This window comes from Streptomyces sp. SGAir0957 (genome assembly GCF_043523415.1).
The window spans coordinates 5,703,834-5,721,893 of record NZ_CP027293.1 but is presented as its reverse complement, the minus strand read 5'-3'; the positions used below and the strand labels follow the sequence as shown (position 1 = coordinate 5,721,893).

18 protein-coding genes are annotated in these 18,060 nt (G+C 71.1%); 14 read left to right on the top strand and 4 right to left on the bottom strand.

Features of this window, described 5'->3' with window-relative positions:
* The first annotated feature begins 90 nt into the window (after positions 1-90).
* From C1N81_RS30495 to C1N81_RS30470, 6 genes are all read left to right on the top strand, one after another.
* The gene (locus C1N81_RS30495) at positions 91-1,302 is read left to right on the top strand and encodes an alpha/beta hydrolase (protein WP_394434468.1); all 1,212 of its coding nucleotides are present in this window, start codon (positions 91-93) and stop codon (positions 1,300-1,302) included.
* Positions 1,303-1,378: 76 nt separating this feature from the next.
* Complete coding sequence (locus C1N81_RS30490) at positions 1,379-2,257, top strand: DUF4429 domain-containing protein (protein ID WP_394434466.1); 879 nt, start codon at positions 1,379-1,381, stop codon at positions 2,255-2,257.
* Between the two features lie 97 nt (positions 2,258-2,354).
* Positions 2,355-3,731 carry a sensor histidine kinase gene (locus tag C1N81_RS30485; protein ID WP_394434465.1) on the top strand — a complete coding sequence of 459 codons (1,377 nt, stop codon included), beginning with the start codon at positions 2,355-2,357 and terminating at the stop codon, positions 3,729-3,731.
* A gap of 15 nt (positions 3,732-3,746) precedes the next feature.
* Complete coding sequence (locus C1N81_RS30480) at positions 3,747-4,421, top strand: response regulator (RefSeq protein ID WP_394434464.1); 675 nt, start codon at positions 3,747-3,749, stop codon at positions 4,419-4,421.
* 245 nt (positions 4,422-4,666) lie between these two features.
* Positions 4,667-5,797: an alpha/beta hydrolase gene (locus C1N81_RS30475; protein ID WP_394434462.1), complete on the top strand. Its 1,131-nt coding sequence runs from the start codon at positions 4,667-4,669 to the stop codon at positions 5,795-5,797.
* A complete protein-coding gene (locus C1N81_RS30470) occupies positions 5,794-7,023 on the top strand; it encodes an acyltransferase family protein (protein WP_394434460.1) in 1,230 nt (409 codons plus the stop codon). The genes C1N81_RS30475 and C1N81_RS30470 overlap by 4 nt, the downstream gene beginning before the upstream one ends.
* Positions 7,024-7,127: 104 nt before the next feature.
* On the opposite strand, the gene C1N81_RS30465 is transcribed toward C1N81_RS30470, so the two are convergent.
* Both C1N81_RS30465 and C1N81_RS30460 read right to left on the bottom strand, forming a co-directional pair.
* Entirely contained in the window at positions 7,128-8,171 is a 1,044-nt protein-coding gene (locus C1N81_RS30465) for an aldo/keto reductase (protein ID WP_394434458.1), read from the bottom strand.
* Between the two features lie 5 nt (positions 8,172-8,176).
* Complete coding sequence (locus tag C1N81_RS30460; protein WP_394434456.1) at positions 8,177-8,659, bottom strand: MerR family transcriptional regulator; 483 nt, start codon at positions 8,657-8,659, stop codon at positions 8,177-8,179.
* 96 nt (positions 8,660-8,755) lie between these two features.
* Here C1N81_RS30460 and C1N81_RS30455 point away from each other — a divergent pair, with 96 nt between their 5' ends.
* Entirely contained in the window at positions 8,756-9,223 is a 468-nt protein-coding gene (locus tag C1N81_RS30455) for a GNAT family N-acetyltransferase (RefSeq protein WP_394434454.1), read from the top strand.
* Between the two features lie 4 nt (positions 9,224-9,227).
* Positions 9,228-10,043, top strand: a complete 816-nt coding sequence (locus C1N81_RS30450; protein WP_394434452.1) for a serine hydrolase domain-containing protein — start codon at positions 9,228-9,230, stop codon at positions 10,041-10,043.
* A gap of 361 nt (positions 10,044-10,404) precedes the next feature.
* Here C1N81_RS30450 and C1N81_RS30445 read toward each other — a convergent pair whose 3' ends face one another.
* Positions 10,405-11,091 carry a pirin family protein gene (locus tag C1N81_RS30445; RefSeq protein WP_394438321.1) on the bottom strand — a complete coding sequence of 229 codons (687 nt, stop codon included), beginning with the start codon at positions 11,089-11,091 and terminating at the stop codon, positions 10,405-10,407.
* A gap of 210 nt (positions 11,092-11,301) precedes the next feature.
* Between C1N81_RS30445 and fasR the strand changes: the two genes are divergently transcribed.
* The 5 genes from fasR to C1N81_RS30420 all read left to right on the top strand — a co-directional run bounded on the left by fasR (position 11,302) and on the right by C1N81_RS30420 (position 16,210).
* Entirely contained in the window at positions 11,302-12,441 is a 1,140-nt protein-coding gene (gene fasR, locus C1N81_RS30440; RefSeq protein ID WP_394438319.1) for a fatty acid biosynthesis transcriptional regulator FasR, read from the top strand.
* A gap of 89 nt (positions 12,442-12,530) precedes the next feature.
* Positions 12,531-13,451: an ACP S-malonyltransferase gene (locus C1N81_RS30435; protein ID WP_394434450.1), complete on the top strand. Its 921-nt coding sequence runs from the start codon at positions 12,531-12,533 to the stop codon at positions 13,449-13,451.
* 18 nt (positions 13,452-13,469) lie between these two features.
* Positions 13,470-14,504, top strand: coding sequence for a ketoacyl-ACP synthase III (locus C1N81_RS30430; protein ID WP_394434448.1), 1,035 nt, complete (start codon positions 13,470-13,472; stop codon positions 14,502-14,504).
* A 98-nt stretch (positions 14,505-14,602) separates the two neighbouring features.
* Positions 14,603-14,851, top strand: coding sequence for an acyl carrier protein (locus C1N81_RS30425; protein WP_394434446.1), 249 nt, complete (start codon positions 14,603-14,605; stop codon positions 14,849-14,851).
* Between the two features lie 87 nt (positions 14,852-14,938).
* Entirely contained in the window at positions 14,939-16,210 is a 1,272-nt protein-coding gene (locus C1N81_RS30420) for a beta-ketoacyl-[acyl-carrier-protein] synthase family protein (RefSeq protein WP_394434444.1), read from the top strand.
* Between the two features lie 104 nt (positions 16,211-16,314).
* Here C1N81_RS30420 and C1N81_RS30415 read toward each other — a convergent pair whose 3' ends face one another.
* Positions 16,315-16,809: a DUF3145 domain-containing protein gene (locus C1N81_RS30415; RefSeq protein WP_394434442.1), complete on the bottom strand. Its 495-nt coding sequence runs from the start codon at positions 16,807-16,809 to the stop codon at positions 16,315-16,317.
* Between the two features lie 323 nt (positions 16,810-17,132).
* Here C1N81_RS30415 and C1N81_RS30410 point away from each other — a divergent pair, with 323 nt between their 5' ends.
* On the top strand, positions 17,133-18,038 hold the full coding sequence (locus C1N81_RS30410; protein ID WP_394434440.1) for an SGNH/GDSL hydrolase family protein: 906 nt from the start codon (positions 17,133-17,135) through the stop codon (positions 18,036-18,038).
* Positions 18,039-18,060 lie beyond the last annotated feature (22 nt).

The following is an 18,060-nucleotide window of genomic DNA, read 5'->3' as shown; positions in this document are numbered from 1 at the left end:
CGTCTGCTTTTGCCCAAATCCGCCGATGAAAACGTGATCTGCCTCACCCGTGGTACGGAGCGGTCCGGGCTTCTCCTAGGGTGTCCCGCAGTGACTTCCTTCGACTCCTCCCCCCAGCTCAACGTGTGGCGCGCGCTGCTTGCGCTGGCCGTCGTGTTCATCATGCTGGCGACCACCGGGTGGACCGCGGTGCGGCATCACCGGGGCGCATCGTCGCCGCTCCAGGCCGCGCTCACCTCGTGGGAGCACGGCAGACTCGACGGTCACGCCCTGCCGAGGCCAGACGGCTCCCCGGCCCGCCTCGCGCGCTTCTTCGCCTCGCTCTCCCAACACCAGCGCGGCACGCTCGTCGCGCGCTACCCCCTCGCGGTCGGCAACATGAACGGCGCCCCCGTCGAACTGCGCTACCGCGCCAATCGCCGCGCGCTCGACCAGGCCCGCAAGGTCGAGGCGAAACGCGTGCACGACGTACGACTGTCCTCGGTCGGCCAGGCCAACGCCGAGCAGCGCATGAAGCGCTTCGCGCTCCTGGCCAACCCCGACCGCAAGATCTTCGCCTTCGACCCCATGGGCTCCGGCCGGGTGGCCGAGGTCTTCGGCGACCTCGACAAGGCGGAGCGTGTCTCCGTCGTGGTGCCGGGCGTCGACACGAACGTCCTGACCTTCCAGCGGACCTTCCGCAAGTACTCGGCGCCCGTGGGCATGGCCCGCTCCTTGTACGCCGCCGAGCGCGCGGCGAGCCCGCGGACCCGCACCGCCGTCATCGCGTGGGCCGACTACACGGCACCGGCCGGTCTCGGCGTGGACGCCGCCACGTCGATGCGGGCCGACGACGGCGCGGTCCGGCTCAACGCGATGCTGCGCGGCCTGCCCGGCCGCTCCCCCGTCGCCTTGTACTGCCACAGCTACGGCTCCGTGGTCTGCGGTGTCGCGGCGCACCACATGCCCGCGCGGGTCAGCGACATCGCGGTGGCGGGCAGCCCGGGGATGCGGACCGAGAACGTCGCCGGTCTCGGCACCCACGCGCGCGTGTGGGCCACCCGCGACAAGGACGACTGGATCCAGGACGTCCCCTACATGGAGGTGGGCGGTCTCGGGCACGGCGCCGACCCGGTCTCCGCCGGCTTCGGCGCACGGGTCGTCTCCTCAGCAGACTCCAAGGGCCACACCGGTTACTTCGAACCGGGCACCGAAAGTCTCGGCAACTTCGCCGAGATCGGGACTGGCTCGTACCGATCGGTGCGCTGCGCGGGAGCGGATACGCAGTGCCGGAAAGGATTTTCCGGTAGTACCTCTGCCTGACGCGCGTAGAAATCGGTGAAACAGTGGTCCGACGCAACAGGCGACGGAGGCGCGCATGCCGCATACGATGAGCCGCATGGGTGACGTACTGGCCGGATTTCATGCCGCCTGGGAGTTCGAGTCCGACTCCGTGCTCATCCGCTTCGAACGGGGGATCCGCACACCGAAGCTCCTGCAGGCGCTCGGTGAACGCCGCATCCCTCTGGAAGCGATCGCGGCGGTGACCTTGACTCCTGGTAAGCGCGGGACCGTGGTGCTGCACGCGGAACCGAGACCCGGCGTGGATCCATTGATGGATGCCGCGGCGGGCCAGCTCAAAGATGCTTGCGACCCTTACCGCCTAGTGCTGCCGGCCGAGCGGGAGGCGCTCGCCGAGTACTACGCCGACGAACTGCGCGCCATGCTCGACACCGACAAGGACATGCGGCCGGACGGCTACCTGGTCGCCCCGCCCGAGGCGCCGAAGCAGTTCAAGGCGTACGACGGCAAGGCCTCTTTCGATGGAACCTCGGTGTCCTTCCGCTGGTTCTGGACGGGAGCCTCGTCGGCGAAGTGGAAAGCCGGGGACAAGACCTTCCCCATCGCCGACCTCAGCGGCGTGGAGTGGCGCTCCCCCGAACTGTTCGAGGGCTACCTGCGCCTCGTGCACCGGGCGTCGGCCGAGGAACAGCCCGGGCAGGCCGACCAGGACCCGGCCGCCGTCGTCTTCGGGCTCGGCTACGGGCCCGTGCACGAGTCCCTGCCCTTCGCCGCCTCGGTGCTCGCCGCCGTACGGTCCACGAGTCCCGCGCCCGCGTCGGCCGGGGCGCTGCGCGCCGATTCCGCGGCCGCCGGGCGCCGTGACCCGGCGGACATCGCGGACCGCATCCGCCACCTCGGCGAACTGCATCAGGCGGGGCTGGTGACGGACGCGGAGTTCACGACGAAGAAGGCCGAACTCCTCGCGGAGCTCTGACAGTCGGGCCGCCGCTGGTGATACCTGGGTATGAGGCGGCATTGAGCACCTCGGTATGACGGCACGCCCGGTGCCCTGTGCCTACGCTGAACGGGCGATGAGCACTCCACCGCCCCGATTCGAGTACGCCCCCCGGCCACCGGACGAAGAGTCCGGCCGAGGGGGCCGAGGCCTTGCCCTGGGCCGATGGCTGCGCCGCACCGGCGAAAGGCTGGCCGCGGCCGCTTCGGCGCTCACCACCGCTGTGGGCGGGGAGCGCTCCGAGCCGTTGCTGGCCCAGGCACCCAAGCGCTGGATGCGGCTGCTGCCCTACCTGATCGCACTCGGATTCGTCGCGGCGCTCATCCCGGTCACGACGCAGGTGCTGTCGCACGAATACGGAGTGGACGGCGGCCTCGCAGGTGCCATCGGCGTGGCGCAGGCCGCTCCCCTGCTGCTCGCGGTCAGCCGCCCGCTGGCCGCCTGGTACATCGTGATCGTCGCCGCCACGCTCGGGGCGATCCCCCTGTTCCAGGGCGACGCACACCATCCGTCGCCCTGGACACCCATGGTCGTCGTCGGGTACGTGCTGCTGTGCGTAGCCCTGGCGCTGCGGGAGACCCGCCGCAGACTCATCGCCATCTGGCTGGTCACGGTCGTCGTCAGCATCGTCCTCGGCATGTTCCGCGACGAGTCCAGCCAGGACACGAGCGTCCTGCTCATCGTCCTGAGCGGCGGAGTGCTGCTCCTCGGCGCCCTGCTGAGAGAGCGCGGCGAGACCCAGCGCAAGCTCGTCGAGCAGGAGACGATCAGCGAGGCCGAGCGGACCCGGCGCACACTGCTCGAGGAACGGGCGAGGATCGCCCGGGAGTTGCACGACGTCGTCGCGCACCACATGTCGGTGATCACGGTGCAGGCGGACTCCGCGCCGTACCGGCTGGACGGCCTGACCGGGGAGACCCGCGAGGAGTTCGCCTCCATCGCCGCGGGCGCACGGGCTTCGCTGACCGAGATGCGGCGCCTCCTGGCCGTCCTGCGCAGCGAGGGCACACAAAGCGATCTGACGCCTCAGCCCGGCCTCGCACACCTGGGAGAGCTGGTTGAGGCGACCATACGGGGCGGGGTACCGGCCGAGTTGTCGTATCTGGAGCTGACGCTCGTCGATCAACTGGCCGATGTGCCACCCGCGGTGGACCTCTCCGCGTACCGGATCGTGCAGGAGGCTCTCGCAAACGTGGTGCGGCATGCTCCTGGCGCACAAACTCAGATTTCGATCGGTCTGGACGAGGACGCCTTGCTGGTGATCGTGGTCAACGGTCCGGCCGCCGAACCCGTCTCTCCCATCGAGTCCACCGGTACGGGTCACGGCCTGGTCGGGATGCGCGAGCGCGTACGGTTGGTCGGCGGCACGCTCGACGTGGGGCCGCTGCCCGCCGGAGGTTTCCGTGTCGCGGCCCGGCTCCCGCTGACCCCGCCAGAATCCCCTTCGGCGTAAAGGATCCCCGCACGCATGACCATCCGCGTGATCATCGTCGACGACCAGAGCATGGTGCGGGCGGGGTTCGCCGCCCTGCTGTCCGCGCAGAGCGACATCGACGTGGTGGGTGAGGCGCCTGACGGCAGGCAGGGCGTCGACGTCAGCCGGTCCACACACCCCGATGTGGTGCTCATGGACGTCCGCATGCCCGAGATGGACGGACTGGCGGCGACGCGCGAGCTGCTGACTCCGCCGCCGGGCGTGGTGCACCGTCCCAAGGTGCTCATGCTGACCACCTTCGACGTGGACGACTATGTGTATGCCGCGCTGCGGGCGGGCGCCTCCGGCTTCCTGCTCAAGGACGCGCCGCCGGCGGATCTGATCGGTGCGGTGCGGATCGTCGCGGCCGGGGAGGCGTTGCTCGCGCCGACCGTCACCAAGCGCCTCATCGAGGACTTCGCCAAGACCCGGCCGGCGCGCAGGGACCGTTCACCGCGGCTCAAGTCCCTGACGCCACGCGAGCTCGAGGTGCTCGAGCTGATCGCGCGCGGCCTGTCCAACCAGGAGATCGCCCGGAAGCTGGTGCTGGCCGAGCAGACTGTGAAGACCCACATCGGCCGCGTGCTCGCGAAGTTGGATCTGCGGGACCGCGCACAGGCCGTGATCTTCGCTTACGAGTCGGGCCTCGTCACGCCCGGCGATCAATAGGACCCACGACCCGGGTATGACCGCACCCTGGCGCACGGTGTCCGCCGGGACGTCTCCGCGAGGACCAACGCCCGCGGTATGACGACGACTTCCGAGACCAGCGGACTACGGCCACCTCACCCCCTACTGCGGTATCAGGCACGGATACCCAGGTAGCAGCCGCTAGTTGGCTCCTCGGTGTGACGTGTCGGCCGAGGCCGTCTCCCTACCTTCCCCTCGTCACACCAACGGAGGGGAGACGGGCGATGGGCCTGGGTTCTTGGAAACGACGCGGCCGCCGCACTCTGGTCGCCGCCGCGCTCACGACGACGATCGTCGCGGGCACAGCGGGCTGGGCCTCGGGCCACGAGCAGCGCCCGCTCACCGGCCCGCCGCCCGGCACCGCGTCCTGGATCGCGGACGACATGCTGGGGACTCCCCTGCCCGACCCGGGGACGGCGAGCCCGGCGCACGTGGCCGCCTTCTTCCGCGGGTTGAGTACGAAGGCACAGCATGAGCTGGCGGTCCGGCACCCTTCGGTCGTCGGCAATCTGGACGGTGCGCCGATCCCGTTGCGCTACGAGGCGAACGCGCTGGCGTTGCGGGCGGAGAGGACCCGAGCCTTGGCCGATGCGCGGGACACCACCCTGACCGCGCACACCCGGGCGGCGGCTCAGGCCCTCGCCGACCGGTGCGCGCAGCTGCTCGCTCCCGAGCGGCGGATACTTGCCTTCGACCCGCGCGGCCGAGGACAAGTGGCCGAGGTGTACGGCGACTTGCAGGCCGCCCGCCATGTCTCCGTGGTCGTTCCCGGCTCGGACATGGACCTGGGTTCGTTCGACCGGGCCAAGGACGTGTACGGGACGCCCACCGGGATGGCGAAGTCCCTGTACGCGGCGGCACGGGGCCGGACGGCGGTCGTGGCGTGGGTCGGGTACACCACGCCGGTCGGGCTCGGCCCGGACGCCGCCACCGGCCGACTGGCCGAGGCGGGGGCGCCTCGTCTCACCCGCTTCGTGCAAGGACTGGTCGCGGCGGGCGGCCCGAGACCAGTCGTCTTCTGTCACAGCTACGGCTCGGTGGTGTGCGGGCTCGCCGCCTCCCGGCTGATCGCCTCCGACCTGGTGGTCTTCGCATCCCCCGGAGTACGCGCGGACAGCGTCTCCGCTCTGCGCACCAGCGCCCGCGTGTGGGCGGCGCGGGACGACAGCGACTGGATCGCCAAGGTCCCGCACGTCGAACTGCTCGGCCTGGGACACGGGACCGACCCTGTCGACCCGTCCTTCGGAGCCCGCCGCATCCCGGCCGAGCGGGCCCACGGCCACACCGGCTATTTCGCACCCGGCACGGACTCGCTGCGTGCCTTCACCCGTATCGCCACCGGAGCGTCCACATGACCCTCACCACCCTGCGGGCGTCCGCCGCCTCGGCGGTCGCCGCGATCGACGCGAAGACCCCGGCCCACCGGGACCGGGCGGTCGACGGACTGCGTGCCATGGCCCTGCTCGCCGTTCCCACCGGGCACTGGCTCCTCGGCGGATTCACCCTGGACGACCACGGCGCCCTGCACAATGCGAGCCCGCTGTCCGCGTTCGGCTTCTTCGCGCCCGTGAGCTGGATCCTGCAGATGCTCGGCGTCTTCTTCCTCGTGGGTGGATACGCCTCGGCGCTTTCCTACCGGCGAGCCCGGGAGCGCGGCACTTCGACAGCTCGCTGGCTGCAGGGCCGGCTGGCACGACTCGGCCGTCCGGTGCTGGGAGTGATGGCGGTGTGGGCCGCGCTGATCCCGGTGCTGTATGCCGTCGGCGTACCGGCCACGACTCTGCGGACCGGGTCCACTCTGGTGATACAGCCGCTCTGGTTCGTCGGGATCTACACGTTGATCACCGCGCTCACCCCGTACTGCATCCGGGCTTCCGACCGGTTCGGTGCCTGGGCCGCCGCGCCTCTGCTCTGCGCGGTCGCCGTGGTCGACTTCCTCAGGTACGGGCCCTGCGCATCGGCGATGCCGTCGTGGCTGAGTCTGCTGAACCTTCTGCCGGGTTGGATGTTCGCCTACCAACTGGGCGTCGGCTGGGCCGGGAAGAGGCTCGGCAAGCGGAGCGCCTGGGTACTGCTGGCGGGTGGGATCGCACTGTTCGCGATGCTCCTGCTCGTCTTCCACTACCCGGTGTCGATGGTCGGGGTGCCGGGCGAGACGCGGACCAATTCGCACCCGCCGTCGCTTCTGGTCCTGGCTCTGGCCGCCGCACAGAGCGGCGCCGCGATACTCCTGCGGGAGCGTATCGGCCGCCTGCTGCGTCGCCCCGCTCTGTGGGCACCGGTCGTCGTGATCAACCTTTCGGCCATGACGATCCTGTGCTGGCACCAGACGGCGATGCTCGCGGCGGCGGTCCCCGCGTCCTTCGCCGGAGCGATACCGGGCCTGACCACCGCGCCCGACTCTCCGGTCTGGATAGCCGCTCGCATCGCGTGGCTGCCACTGTTCGCGGCGCTGCTCGTCTTGGTAGGCCGCCGGACGCGGGGGTTCGAGGCACCGTGGACCCGGGTCGGCCGGCACCGCCGGGCGCTGGCCGGACTGCTCGCCGCCGGGTTCACGGTGTTCGCACTGGGGCTGGCATGAGGGGCAGGACAAGGTCCCCGGGCCTCGCAGCGCTCTCCCCTGCCGCCTGCCCGCCCGCTCCGACGCCAGCCGGTCGCCGGGGCGGGGAGGCACCGGTCCCGTGGCTACTCGCGCCCCGCCGAGGTGAAGCTCATGTCGGCGTAGCGCTCACCCGAGACCCGGGAGGCGATCGGTTCCAGGAGCGCCAGGTCCTCATCGGTGAGGCGGATCCGGGTCGCGGCGGTGTTCTCCTCGACCCGGCTGCGCTTGCGGGTGCCGGGGATCGGGACGACGGGGAGGCCGAAGGTCTCCGACTGCCGCTGTACCCAGGCCAGGGCGATCTGCCCGAGGGAGGCGCCATGGCGGTCGGCGACCTGGCGGACGGGTTCGAGCAGGGCCGCGTTGGCGGCGGCGTTGTCGCCGGTGAACCGGGGCTGCTGGCGGCGGAAGTCGTCCTCGGACAACTCCTTGTCGGCACTGACGAAGGCACCGGTGAGGAACCCGCGGCCGAGCGGCGAATAGGGGACCAGCGCGACACCGAGCTCGGCGGCGGCCGGCACCACCGACCGCTCGATGTCCCGGCTGAACAGTGACCACTCGGACTGGACGGCCGCGATCGGGTGGACGGAGTGCGCGGCGCGCAGTTCGGCGGCGGTGACCTCACTGAGGCCGAGGTGCTTGACCTTGCCGGCAGCGACGAGTTCGGCCATCGCGCCGACCGTCTCCTCGATGGGGACCGCGGGGTCCCGGCGGTGCATGTAGTACAGGTCGACCGAGTCGGCGTCCAGGCGCTGGAGGCTGGCGTCGATGCAGGTCCTGATGTAGGCGGGGTCGTTGCGGATGGTGCGCTTGTAGGGGTCGTCGGGATCGGAGCCGATGGCGAACTTGGTGGCGAGGGCGATCTCGTCCCGGTGCGCCTTGACGAAAGGAGCAAGGAACTTCTCGTTCTCACCGGCGCCATAGACGTCGGCGGTGTCGAACAAGGTGACGCCGAGTTCGAGCGACCGCTCCAGGGTGGCTCGTGCCTCCTCGGCGTCGGTCGGACCGTAGGCCCAGCTCATCCCCATGCAGCCGAGGCCCTGAACGCCCACCACGGGCCCGTTGTTTCCCAACTCAACAGTGGAGAGAAGTACTTCGTCGGCCGACGGCGTCCGTTCGGTGTGGGCCATGTGGTTCAGGTCCTTTCCGACGCCTGCTGGGCGCCCGCATAGAAGTGGATCTTGTGGTCGAGCACCGCGAGGGTGTCCTGCAGCTCGGCCATCCGGTTCAGGACGTCGCGGCGGGTCGATTCGAGGAGTTCACGGCGCTCGTCGAAGGTGTCCTCGCCCAGGCGAACCAGTTCGGCGTAGCGAACCATGTGGGCGACCGGCATGCCGGTCAGTCGCAGTTTGCCGACGAAGGCGAGCCAGTCCAGGTCGCGGTTGCTGTAGCGGCGCTGGCCGGTGTGCGAGCGGTCGACATCGGGCATCAGCCCGATCCGCTCGTACCACCGCAAGGTGTGCGCGGTCAGTCCGGTGAAGGCGACGACCTCGCTGATCGTGTACCGGTCCTGGCCGTCGGGGCGTGGGTGCGCGCTCGGCGCCGAGGCGCAGGCGTCGGCCTTGGTCCGCTCGGGCTCGGTCCGGTTGGGTGCGGGCGTGGTCTCCATCACCGTCATGGCCCCCACGCTAGAACCTTGGAGTGCGCTCCAAGCAAGCATCGTGGGGGAAATCTCCGGCGACGTCACGGCGGTGCTCGCGCTACGGTCCGGATCATGAGCCTCGTCCGCCGCGCCGTCCCCGAGGATGCCGAAGAGCTGGTCCGGCTGCGCAAGATCATGCTCGATTCGATGCGCCCCAGCACCGACGTGAGCTGGCAGCCTGCGACGATCGCGGCCCTGCGCGCGTATCTCGCCGAGCCTGAGGGGGAGTTGACCGCGTTCGTCATCGACGCCCCGTTGCCGGGGGCCGGGCTCGCGGCCTGTGCCACGGGGGCGATCCATCGCGGTCTGGGCGGTCCGGGCAACCCCTCCGGCAGCTCCGGGCACGTCTTCAATGTGTGCACCGACCCGGAGCACCGGCGCAAGGGCTACTCGCGGGCCTGCGTGGAAGCGCTCCTGGCCTGGTACCGGGCGCGTGACGTGCGCCGGATCGACCTGCACGCGACGGCGCAGGGTGAGCCGCTGTACGCCTCGCTGGGGTTCACCCGCACCCCCTCACCCGCGATGCGGCTGACGTTCTAGGCTCGTGCACATGCAGAGCCTCGCCTTGATCGAGAACTGGCCGGTCCCGACCGCCGCCGCAGCCGTCGTCCGAGCGGACGGCACGGTACTGGGCGCGCACGGTCCCACGGCCCACCGTTTCCCGCTGGCCTCGGTCACCAAGCCGCTCGCCGCCTACGCGGTGCTCGTCGCCTACGAGGAGGGGGCGGTCGAGCTGGACGAGCCGGCCGGGCCGGAGGGGTCGACGGTGCGGCACCTGCTCGCGCACACCAGCGGCCTCGCCTTCGACGAGCACCGGACGACGTCGGAACCCGGGACCCGGCGGCTGTACTCGAACGCGGGCTTCGAGGTGCTCGGGGACCACATCGAGAAGGCGACGGACATCCCGTTCGCCGAGTATCTGCGGCAGGCCGTGCTCGAGCCGCTCGGGATGACCGCCACGTCGCTGGACGGCTCGCCCGCCAAGGACGGGGTGTCCACGGTGGACGACCTGGTGCGGTTCGCCGCGGAGCTGCAGGCGCCCCGGTTGCTCGATCCGCGCACCGTGGCCGAGGCGATGACGGTGCAGTACCCGGGTACGAAGGGGGTGCTCCCGGGGTACGGGCACCAGAATCCGAACGACTGGGGGCTCGGGTTCGAGATCCGCGACCACAAGTCGCCGCACTGGACGGGGAGCCAGTCGTCCCCGCGCACGTTCGGCCACTTCGGTCAGTCCGGCACATTCCTGTGGGTAGACCCGGCGGCGGGCGTGGCCTGTGTCGCGCTGGCTGACCGGGCGTTCGGCCCGTGGGCGGCGGAGGCATGGCCGCCCTTCACCGACGCGGTGCTCTCCGAGCTGTGACCGGCAGCGAGTGAGGGGCGCTGCACACCTCGCCGGGTCCGGTCCGCAGGGGTGTGCGGCGCCTCCCCAGCCCGAAGCGGGTCCGACATGGACCCGGTCCGACCCGGCACCGGCCCAGTCCGGACCCGCTACCGCCCCAGTCCGGGCCCGACACCTGGCCCAGCCCGAACCCGTAACCGGCCCGGCGCGGGGCCAGTCCTGACCCGGCCGTCTGGAGCCCAGCGCCGACCACGCCTCAGAGCGGCTGCTCAAGGCTCCCCGGGCCGCCCTCATTCAACTGCCCGCCCTCACCCGTGATGCCGACCCGGTACCGCCCGCCCGGGGCGCCCCACCCCGCACCACTGCCACCCCGAGTCACCCCTCAGCCCCGCCCCGTCCCGGCAGGGCCCCCGTTCCCATGTCCCATCTCCCAGATCAGCAGATGCGTCCCCTTGAGCGCGACTAGCTCGACGGCCGATTCCTCCGTGACGCGGACGGCGTCGCCCTGACGCAACTCCGTGGTGTGCAGCCGTGCTTCGCCGCGGAGCACGTGGACGTAGACGTGGGGCGCGGAGGGGAGTTCGGTTCGTTCGCCGTCGGCCAGGCGGCGGATGTGGAGGGTGGCGTCCGCCGCGGGGACGTCGTAGGGGGTGGAGTCGGCGATGCCGTGGACGACGTCGTAGGCGGGGTCGCCGCCCGGGGCGCGGGGGGCGAGCCACATCTGGAGGAAGACGAGGGGCTTGGTGCCGTCGTTGCGTTCGACGTGGCGGACGCCCCCGCCGGAGCTCAGGTGCTGGACATCGCCGGGGTGGACGACGGACTCGTGGCCGGTGGAGTCCCGGTGCGTGAGTTCGCCGGAGATGACCCAGGTGACGATCTCGGTGTGGCTGTGGGGGTGTTCGGCGAAGCCGGCGCCGGGGGCGAGGTGCTCCTCGTTGCAGGCGAGGATGGAGCCGAAGCGCAGGTTGTCCGGGTCGTAGTGCGGGCCGAAGGAGAAGGCGTGGAAGGACTCGATCCCGGCGTCGGGTTCACCGCCCGGATAGCGGTCGGCGGAGCGGCGGACATCAATCACAGCATCCACGGTAGCTGTCGGTAGCCGCTGGCAGCCGCCGTTTCCGGCCGTCCCGGGCGCCCGGCGCGGACCCTCCACTCCGCCGAGCCGTCCCGGTAAGGCAGTCTTGTCCCCGTGCCCCAATCGGAATCAGCGCAGACTTCAGCGAACGAACCGGCGGACCGCCGCCCGAACCCCCGTGCGGACCCGCACCCGCACTCGGCGACCCTGAAGCGCCTGGAGAAGTCATCCGGGGCGCTCGCCGCGCAGGCGATCACGCGCATGGACGAGACGCTGTCCTGGTACCGGGCCATGCCGCCGGAGAACCGGTCGTGGATCGGGCTGGTGGCGCAGGCGGGTATCGCGGCGTTCACCGAGTGGTTCCGGCACCCGGACACGCCGCAGGCGATCTCGACGGACGTGTTCGGCACGGCGCCGCGGGAGCTGACCCGGGCGATCACGCTGCGTCAGACCGTGGAGATGGTACGGACCACGATCGAGGTCATGGAGTCGGCCATCGACGAGGTGGCCGCGCCGGGTGACGAGAGCGTGCTGCGGGAGGCGCTGCTCGTGTACGCGCGGGAGATCGCGTTCGCGACCGCCCAGGTGTACGCGCAGGCGGCGGAGGCGCGGGGTGCGTGGGACGCGCGCCTGGAGTCGCTCGTGGTGAACGCGGTGCTGTCCGGGGAGGCCGACGAGGGCGCGATCAGCCGGGCCGCGGCGCTGGGGTGGAACTCGCCGGAGCATGTGTGCGTGGTGCTCGGGACGGCGCCCGACGGGGACAGCGAGCTGACCGTGGAGGCGATCCGGCGGGCGTCGCGCCACGCCAAGCTGCAGGTGCTGACCGGGGTACTCGGGGACCGGCTCGTGGTGATCGCGGGCGGCAGCGACAATCCGCTGGCGGTGGCGAAGTCGCTGATCGGGCCGTTCGCGGCGGGGGCCGTGGTCGCGGGGCCCGTGGTGCCGGACCTGCTGGCGGCGACCCGTTCCGCGCAGGCTGCGGCGGCCGGGCTCAAGGCGTGCGGTGCCTGGCAGGACGCTCCGCGTCCGGTTCTGGCGGACGATCTGCTTCCGGAGCGCGCGATCGCGGGCGACCCCTCCGCGCGGGAGCAGTTGGTGGAGGAGATCTACAGACCGTTGGAGGAAGCGGGTTCGGCTCTGCTCGAGACGCTCAGCGTCTATCTGGAGCAGGCGAGCAGTCTGGAGGGCGCGGCCCGGATGCTCTTCGTGCACCCGAACACCGTCCGCTACCGGCTCCGACGTGTGACGGACGTCACCGGGTGGTCGCCGTCGGACGTCCGCTCGGCGTTCACGTTGCGCATCGCCCTCATCCTGGGACGCCTGGCCGACGCGGATCCCCAGTCCTAGCCTTTTGTCGGGGGTCTACAATTCCCCTTCGGGTTCTTCGTCCCTGTCCCCACGGGCGGCCAGCACCGTCCTCAAGAGAGAGTGTGAGAGTGCTCGTACTCGTCGCTCCCGGCCAAGGCGCCCAGACGCCCGGCTTCCTGACTCCCTGGCTCGACCTCCCCGGCGCGTCGGACCGCATCGCCGCATGGTCCGACGCCATCGGACTCGACCTTGCCCACTACGGCACGCAGGCCGACGCGGACGCGATCCGCGACACGGCCGTGGCCCAGCCGCTCCTTGTCGCGGCCGGGCTGCTCTCCGCGTCCGCGCTCGGCGACGTCACGCCCGGCGCTGTGGCGGGGCACAGTGTCGGCGAGATCACCGCGGCCGCGTTCGCGGGCGTGCTCGACGACGCGGCGGCTCTGCGGCTCGTGCGCCGTCGTGGTCTGGCCATGGCCGAGGCCGCGGCGATCACGGAGACCGGTATGGCGGCGCTGCTCGGCGGCGACCCCGAGACCACCGTGGCGCACCTGGAGAAGCTGGGCCTGACCCCGGCGAACGTGAACGGCGCGGGCCAGATCGTGGCCGCCGGCACGCTCGAGGAGCTGGCCGCGCTCGCGGAGGACAAGCCCGAGGGCGTGCGGCGCGTGGTGCCGTTGAAGGTGGCGGGCGCGTTCCACACCCGGCACATGGCCCCCGCGGTGGCGAAGCTGGAGGAGGCCGCGAAGGAGCTGACCCCGGCCGACCCCACGGTCACGTACGTCTCGAACAAGGACGGCAAGACGGTCGCGACGGGCGACGAGGTGCTGGCGCGCCTGGTCGGCCAGGTCGCGAACCCGGTCCGCTGGGACCTGTGCATGGAGACGTTCCAGGAGCTCGGCGTGAGCGCGCTGATCGAGGTCTGCCCCGGCGGCACCCTCACCGGCATCGCCAAGCGGGCCCTGCCCGGCGTCAAGACCCTCGCCCTGAAGACCCCCGACGACCTCGACGCAGCCCGCGCCCTGATCGCCGAAGCAAGCGCCACGGCCTGACAAGGAGATCCGAGCAGCATGTCGAAGATCAAGCCCAGCAAGGGTGCCCCGTACGCGCGCATCCTCGGTGTCGGTGGCTACCGGCCGACGCGGGTCGTGCCGAACGAGGTGATCCTCGAGAAGATCGACTCGTCCGACGAGTGGATCCGTTCGCGCTCCGGCATCTCCACCCGGCACTGGGCGAGCGACGAGGAGACCGTCGCGATGATGTCCGTCGAGGCGTCCGGCAAGGCTGTCGCCGACGCGGGCATCCGGCCCGAGCAGATCGGTGCCGTCGTCGTGTCGACCGTCTCGCACTTCGCGCAGACGCCGGCCATCGCGACGGAGATCGCGGACAAGCTGGGCACGCAGAAGGCGGCGGCGTTCGACATCTCCGCCGGCTGCGCGGGGTTCGGTTACGGACTGACGCTGGCCAAGGGCATGATCGTCGAGGGCAGCGCGGAATATGTGCTGGTCATCGGCGTGGAGCGGCTGTCGGACCTGACCGACCTGGAGGACCGGGCGACGGCCTTCCTGTTCGGTGACGGTGCCGGCGCGGTGATCGTCGGTCCGTCCCAGGAGCCCGCGATCGGCCCCACGGTGTGGGGTTCCGAGGGCGACAAGGCCGGGACGATCAAGCAGACCGTGCCGTGGGACCAGTACCGGGTCGGCGGCGACGTGTCGCAGCTGGCACTCGACTCCGCGGGCAACGTCAAGTTCCCCGCGATCACACAGGAGGGCCAGGCGGTCTTCCGCTGGGCCGTGTTCGAGATGGCGAAGGTCGCCCAGCAGGCGCTGGACGCGGCCGGGATCAGCCCGGACGACCTGGACGTCTTCATTCCGCACCAGGCCAACGAGCGGATCATCGACTCGATGGTGAAGACTCTGAAGCTGCCGGAGCACGTCACGGTCGCCCGTGACGTACGCACCACCGGCAACACGTCGGCCGCCTCGATTCCGCTCGCGATGGAGCGGCTCCTGGCGACCGGCGAGGCGAAGAGCGGCGACACCGCGCTCGTCATCGGCTTCGGGGCGGGTCTCGTGTACGCCGCGACGGTCGTTACCCTCCCCTAGGCATCCCCGTCCGGATCACCCTGATCCGGACGGTCGTCAACCTGCCGCTGACGCGGCGGGCGCCACACCCTCTGGATACACACCGAAGGAGCGCCACAATGGCCGCCACTCAGGAAGAGATCGTCGCCGGTCTCGCCGAGATCGTGAACGAGATTGCCGGGATCCCCACCGAGGACGTCCAGGAGGACAAGTCCTTCACCGATGACCTGGACGTCGACTCGCTGTCGATGGTCGAGGTCGTCGTCGCCGCCGAAGAGCGCTTCGACGTCAAGATCCCGGACGACGACGTCAAGAACCTCAAGACCGTCGGCGACGCCACGAAGTACATCCTCGACCACCAGAGCTGAGCCACAAGCGCAGCCTGAAGGTCAGTCGCTCCGCCACCCGGCGGTGGCGCCGCTGAATCCCTCGCATCCGTTGGAGAAAGAATTCCTGTGAGCTCGACCAATCGCACCGTGGTCGTCACCGGTATCGGCGCAACCTCACCGCTGGGTGGCGACGCGACAACCACCTGGGAGGGTCTGGTCGCCGGACGTTCCGGTGTCAAGCCCCTGGAGCAGGAGTGGGCCGCCGAGCAGGCGGTCCGCATCGCGGCGACGGCCGCTGTGGACCCGAGCGAGGTCATTCCTCGCCCGCAGGCCCGCAAGCTGGACCGCTCGGCCCAGTTCGCGCTGATCGCCGCCAAGGAAGCCTGGGCCGACGCCGGTTTCACCGGTAAGGCAGGCGAGGACACGGCCGTCGAGCCCGAGCGGCTCGGCGCCGTCATCGCGTCCGGCATCGGCGGCGTCACGACGCTGCTCGACCAGTACGACGTGCTGAAGGAGAAGGGCGTCCGCCGCGTCTCCCCGCACACCGTGCCGATGCTGATGCCCAACGGCCCGTCCGCCAACGTGGGCCTTGCGGTGAACGCCCGCGCGGGCGTGCACACCCCGGTCTCCGCGTGCGCGTCCGGCGCCGAGGCCATCGGCTACGGCATCGAGATGATCCGCACCGGCCGCGCCGACGTCGTCGTCTGCGGTGGCACCGAGGCGGCCATCCACCCGCTGCCCATCGCCGCGTTCGGCAACATGATGGCGATGTCCAAGAACAACGACGACCCGCAGGGCGCCTCGCGCCCCTACGACACCGCGCGGGACGGCTTCGTCCTCGGTGAGGGCGCCGGCGTGATCGTTCTGGAGTCGGCCGAGCACGCCGCCGCGCGCGGTGCCCGCGTCTACGCGGAAGCCGTCGGCCAGGGCATCTCCGCCGACAGCCACGACATCGTGCAGCCGGAGCCGGAGGGCCGCGGCATCGCGCAGGCCCTGCGCAACCTGCTGGCCAACACCGACCTGGACCCGGCGGAGATCGTGCACGTGAACGCGCACGCGACGTCGACGCCCGCCGGTGACGTGGCCGAGCTGAAGGCGCTGCGCAAGGTGTTCGGTGACGACACCGACCACATCGCCGTCTCCGCGACGAAGTCGATGACCGGGCATCTGCTCGGTGGCGCCGGCGGCGTCGAGACCGTGGCGTCCGTCCTCGCCCTGTACCACCGGGTGGCTCCGCCGACGATCAACGTGGAGAACCTGGACCCCGAGGCCGAGGCCGCCGCGGACATCGTCCGCGGGGAGGCGCGCAAGCTGCCCGTCGAGGGCCGCATCGCCGCGCTGAACGACTCGTTCGGCTTCGGTGGGCACAACGTGGTGCTGGCGTTCCGCACGGTCTGAGCCAGGCGCCCTGGGGCCCGCGCCTCGGGGCAGCCGCCCCCTGAACGAACGAGGGGCCCGCCCGGGATATCCCGGGCGGGCCCCTCGCGCATCACCTGACCAGGTCAGACCACCTGGTGCAGCCAGCGGACGGGGGCGCCCTCCCCGGCGTAGCGGAAGGGCTCCAGTTCGTCGTCCCAGGGCTTGCCGAGGAGCTTGTTGACCTCGGTCTCCAGGTTCGTCTCGCCGTCGATGGAGCGGGCCAGTGCGGCGCGCAGCCGGTCCTCGGGGATGAGGATGTCGCCGTGGATACCGGTGACGGCGTGGAAGATGCCGAGTTCGGGGGTGGCGCTGTAGCGCTCGCCCTCGGCGTTGGCACACGGTTCGGCCGTCACCTCGAAGCGGAGCAGCTGCCAGCCGCGCAGCGCGGAGGCCAGCTTCGCGGCCGTGCCCGCCTCGCCGCGCCAGGAGAACTCGGATCTCCAGGTGCCAGGCGCCGCGGGCTGCCTGATCCAGTCGAGGCTGACGCGCGCGCCGAGTACGCCCGCTACCGCCCATTCGACGTGCGGGCACAGCGCGCGCGGCGCGGAGTGCACGTACAGAACTCCACGTGTCGTCACCGGACCTCCAGTGTGGGTCGAGGTTCGCCTTCCCCAGCGGCCTCGCGCCCGTGCCGAGCCTTCTTCCCTTCGCGACCGGACCAACGAGCCCAGACAAAAAGGGACACATCTGACGTGTTGTAATTTAGCGGAACCGGTACAGCGGGGTCTCACCGGGTCGACCGGGGACCCCGGGGCGAGGCTATCGCGCAGTGCTGCAAGGAGTGTGTCGTACTGTCGGTCCCGGGGCGTACAAACGCCGACCTTTCACCCGGCGGGGCGCAACCCCGGCCCCGCGTACGGTGGGCGCGGGGGCCGCAGTGGACGACGGAGGGGAGCACGGGATGCGTGAGCGGAGCCATCGGCGGGTCGGTGTCCGGCCCCTCGTCGCCACCGTGTCGGCCGCCGTGCTGGGCATCGGCGCGCTCACCGCGTGTGACGCCTCCGGGGGCAACTCCCCCGGTCCCCGCGGGTCGACGGCCGCCGTGAAGCCGTCGCCGACGCCGGTGTGGGACAAGAGCCCGCGCTCCCTCGCCGCCGTGGGGGACTCGATCACGCGCGGGTTCGACGCCTGCTCGGTGCTCTCCGACTGCCCGGAGGTGTCGTGGGCGACGGGCACGGACGCGCAGGTCAAGAGCCTGGCGGTACGGCTGCTCGGGAAGAGCCGGGCCAAGACGCACAGTTGGAACTACGCGCGGACCGGGGCGCGGATGGCCGATCTGCCGGCGCAGATGGAACAGGCCGGCGCGGAGCGGCCCGAGCTGGTGACGGTGATGGCCGGGGCGAACGACGCGTGCCGTCCGACGGTCGGCGCGATGACGCCGGTGGCCGACTTCCGGGCCGACTTCGAGGAGTCGCTGCGGCAGTTGCGGCAGGCGGCCCCGAAGGCGCAGGTGTACGTGTTGAGCGTGCCGGATCTGAAGCGGCTCTGGTCGCAGGGGCGGATGAACCCGCTGGGCAAGCAGGTGTGGAAGCTGGGCATCTGCGCGTCGATGCTGGCCGATCCGGACGCGATGGACGCGGCGGCGACCGCGCGCCGTGACGAGGTGCAGCGGCGCGTGGAGGCGTACAACGAGGTGCTGAAGGACGTGTGCGCGAAGGACCGGCGGTGCCGCTCCGACGACGGCGCGGTCTTCGGGTACCGGTTCGACGGCGATCAGTTGAGCCAGTGGGACTGGTTCCACCCCAGCAAGAACGGGCAGGCGCGGCTCGCGGCGCTCGCGTTCCGCGGGGTGACCACCGCCGAATGAGACGGCCGTGACGCCGAATGAG

Coding starts and splice junctions, on each gene's coding strand:
- C1N81_RS30490 (WP_394434466.1), top strand. CDS start 1,379: ATGGGTGACGTACTGGCCGGATTTCATGCCGCCTGGGAGTTCGAGTCC.
- C1N81_RS30485 (WP_394434465.1), top strand. CDS start 2,355: ATGAGCACTCCACCGCCCCGATTCGAGTACGCCCCCCGGCCACCGGAC.
- C1N81_RS30480 (WP_394434464.1), top strand. CDS start 3,747: ATGACCATCCGCGTGATCATCGTCGACGACCAGAGCATGGTGCGGGCG.
- C1N81_RS30475 (WP_394434462.1), top strand. CDS start 4,667: ATGGGCCTGGGTTCTTGGAAACGACGCGGCCGCCGCACTCTGGTCGCC.
- C1N81_RS30470 (WP_394434460.1), top strand. CDS start 5,794: ATGACCCTCACCACCCTGCGGGCGTCCGCCGCCTCGGCGGTCGCCGCG.
- C1N81_RS30465 (WP_394434458.1), bottom strand. CDS start 8,171: ATGGCCCACACCGAACGGACGCCGTCGGCCGACGAAGTACTTCTCTCC.
- C1N81_RS30460 (WP_394434456.1), bottom strand. CDS start 8,659: ATGACGGTGATGGAGACCACGCCCGCACCCAACCGGACCGAGCCCGAG.
- C1N81_RS30455 (WP_394434454.1), top strand. CDS start 8,756: ATGAGCCTCGTCCGCCGCGCCGTCCCCGAGGATGCCGAAGAGCTGGTC.
- C1N81_RS30430 (WP_394434448.1), top strand. CDS start 13,470: ATGTCGAAGATCAAGCCCAGCAAGGGTGCCCCGTACGCGCGCATCCTC.
- C1N81_RS30425 (WP_394434446.1), top strand. CDS start 14,603: ATGGCCGCCACTCAGGAAGAGATCGTCGCCGGTCTCGCCGAGATCGTG.
- C1N81_RS30410 (WP_394434440.1), top strand. CDS start 17,133: ATGCGTGAGCGGAGCCATCGGCGGGTCGGTGTCCGGCCCCTCGTCGCC.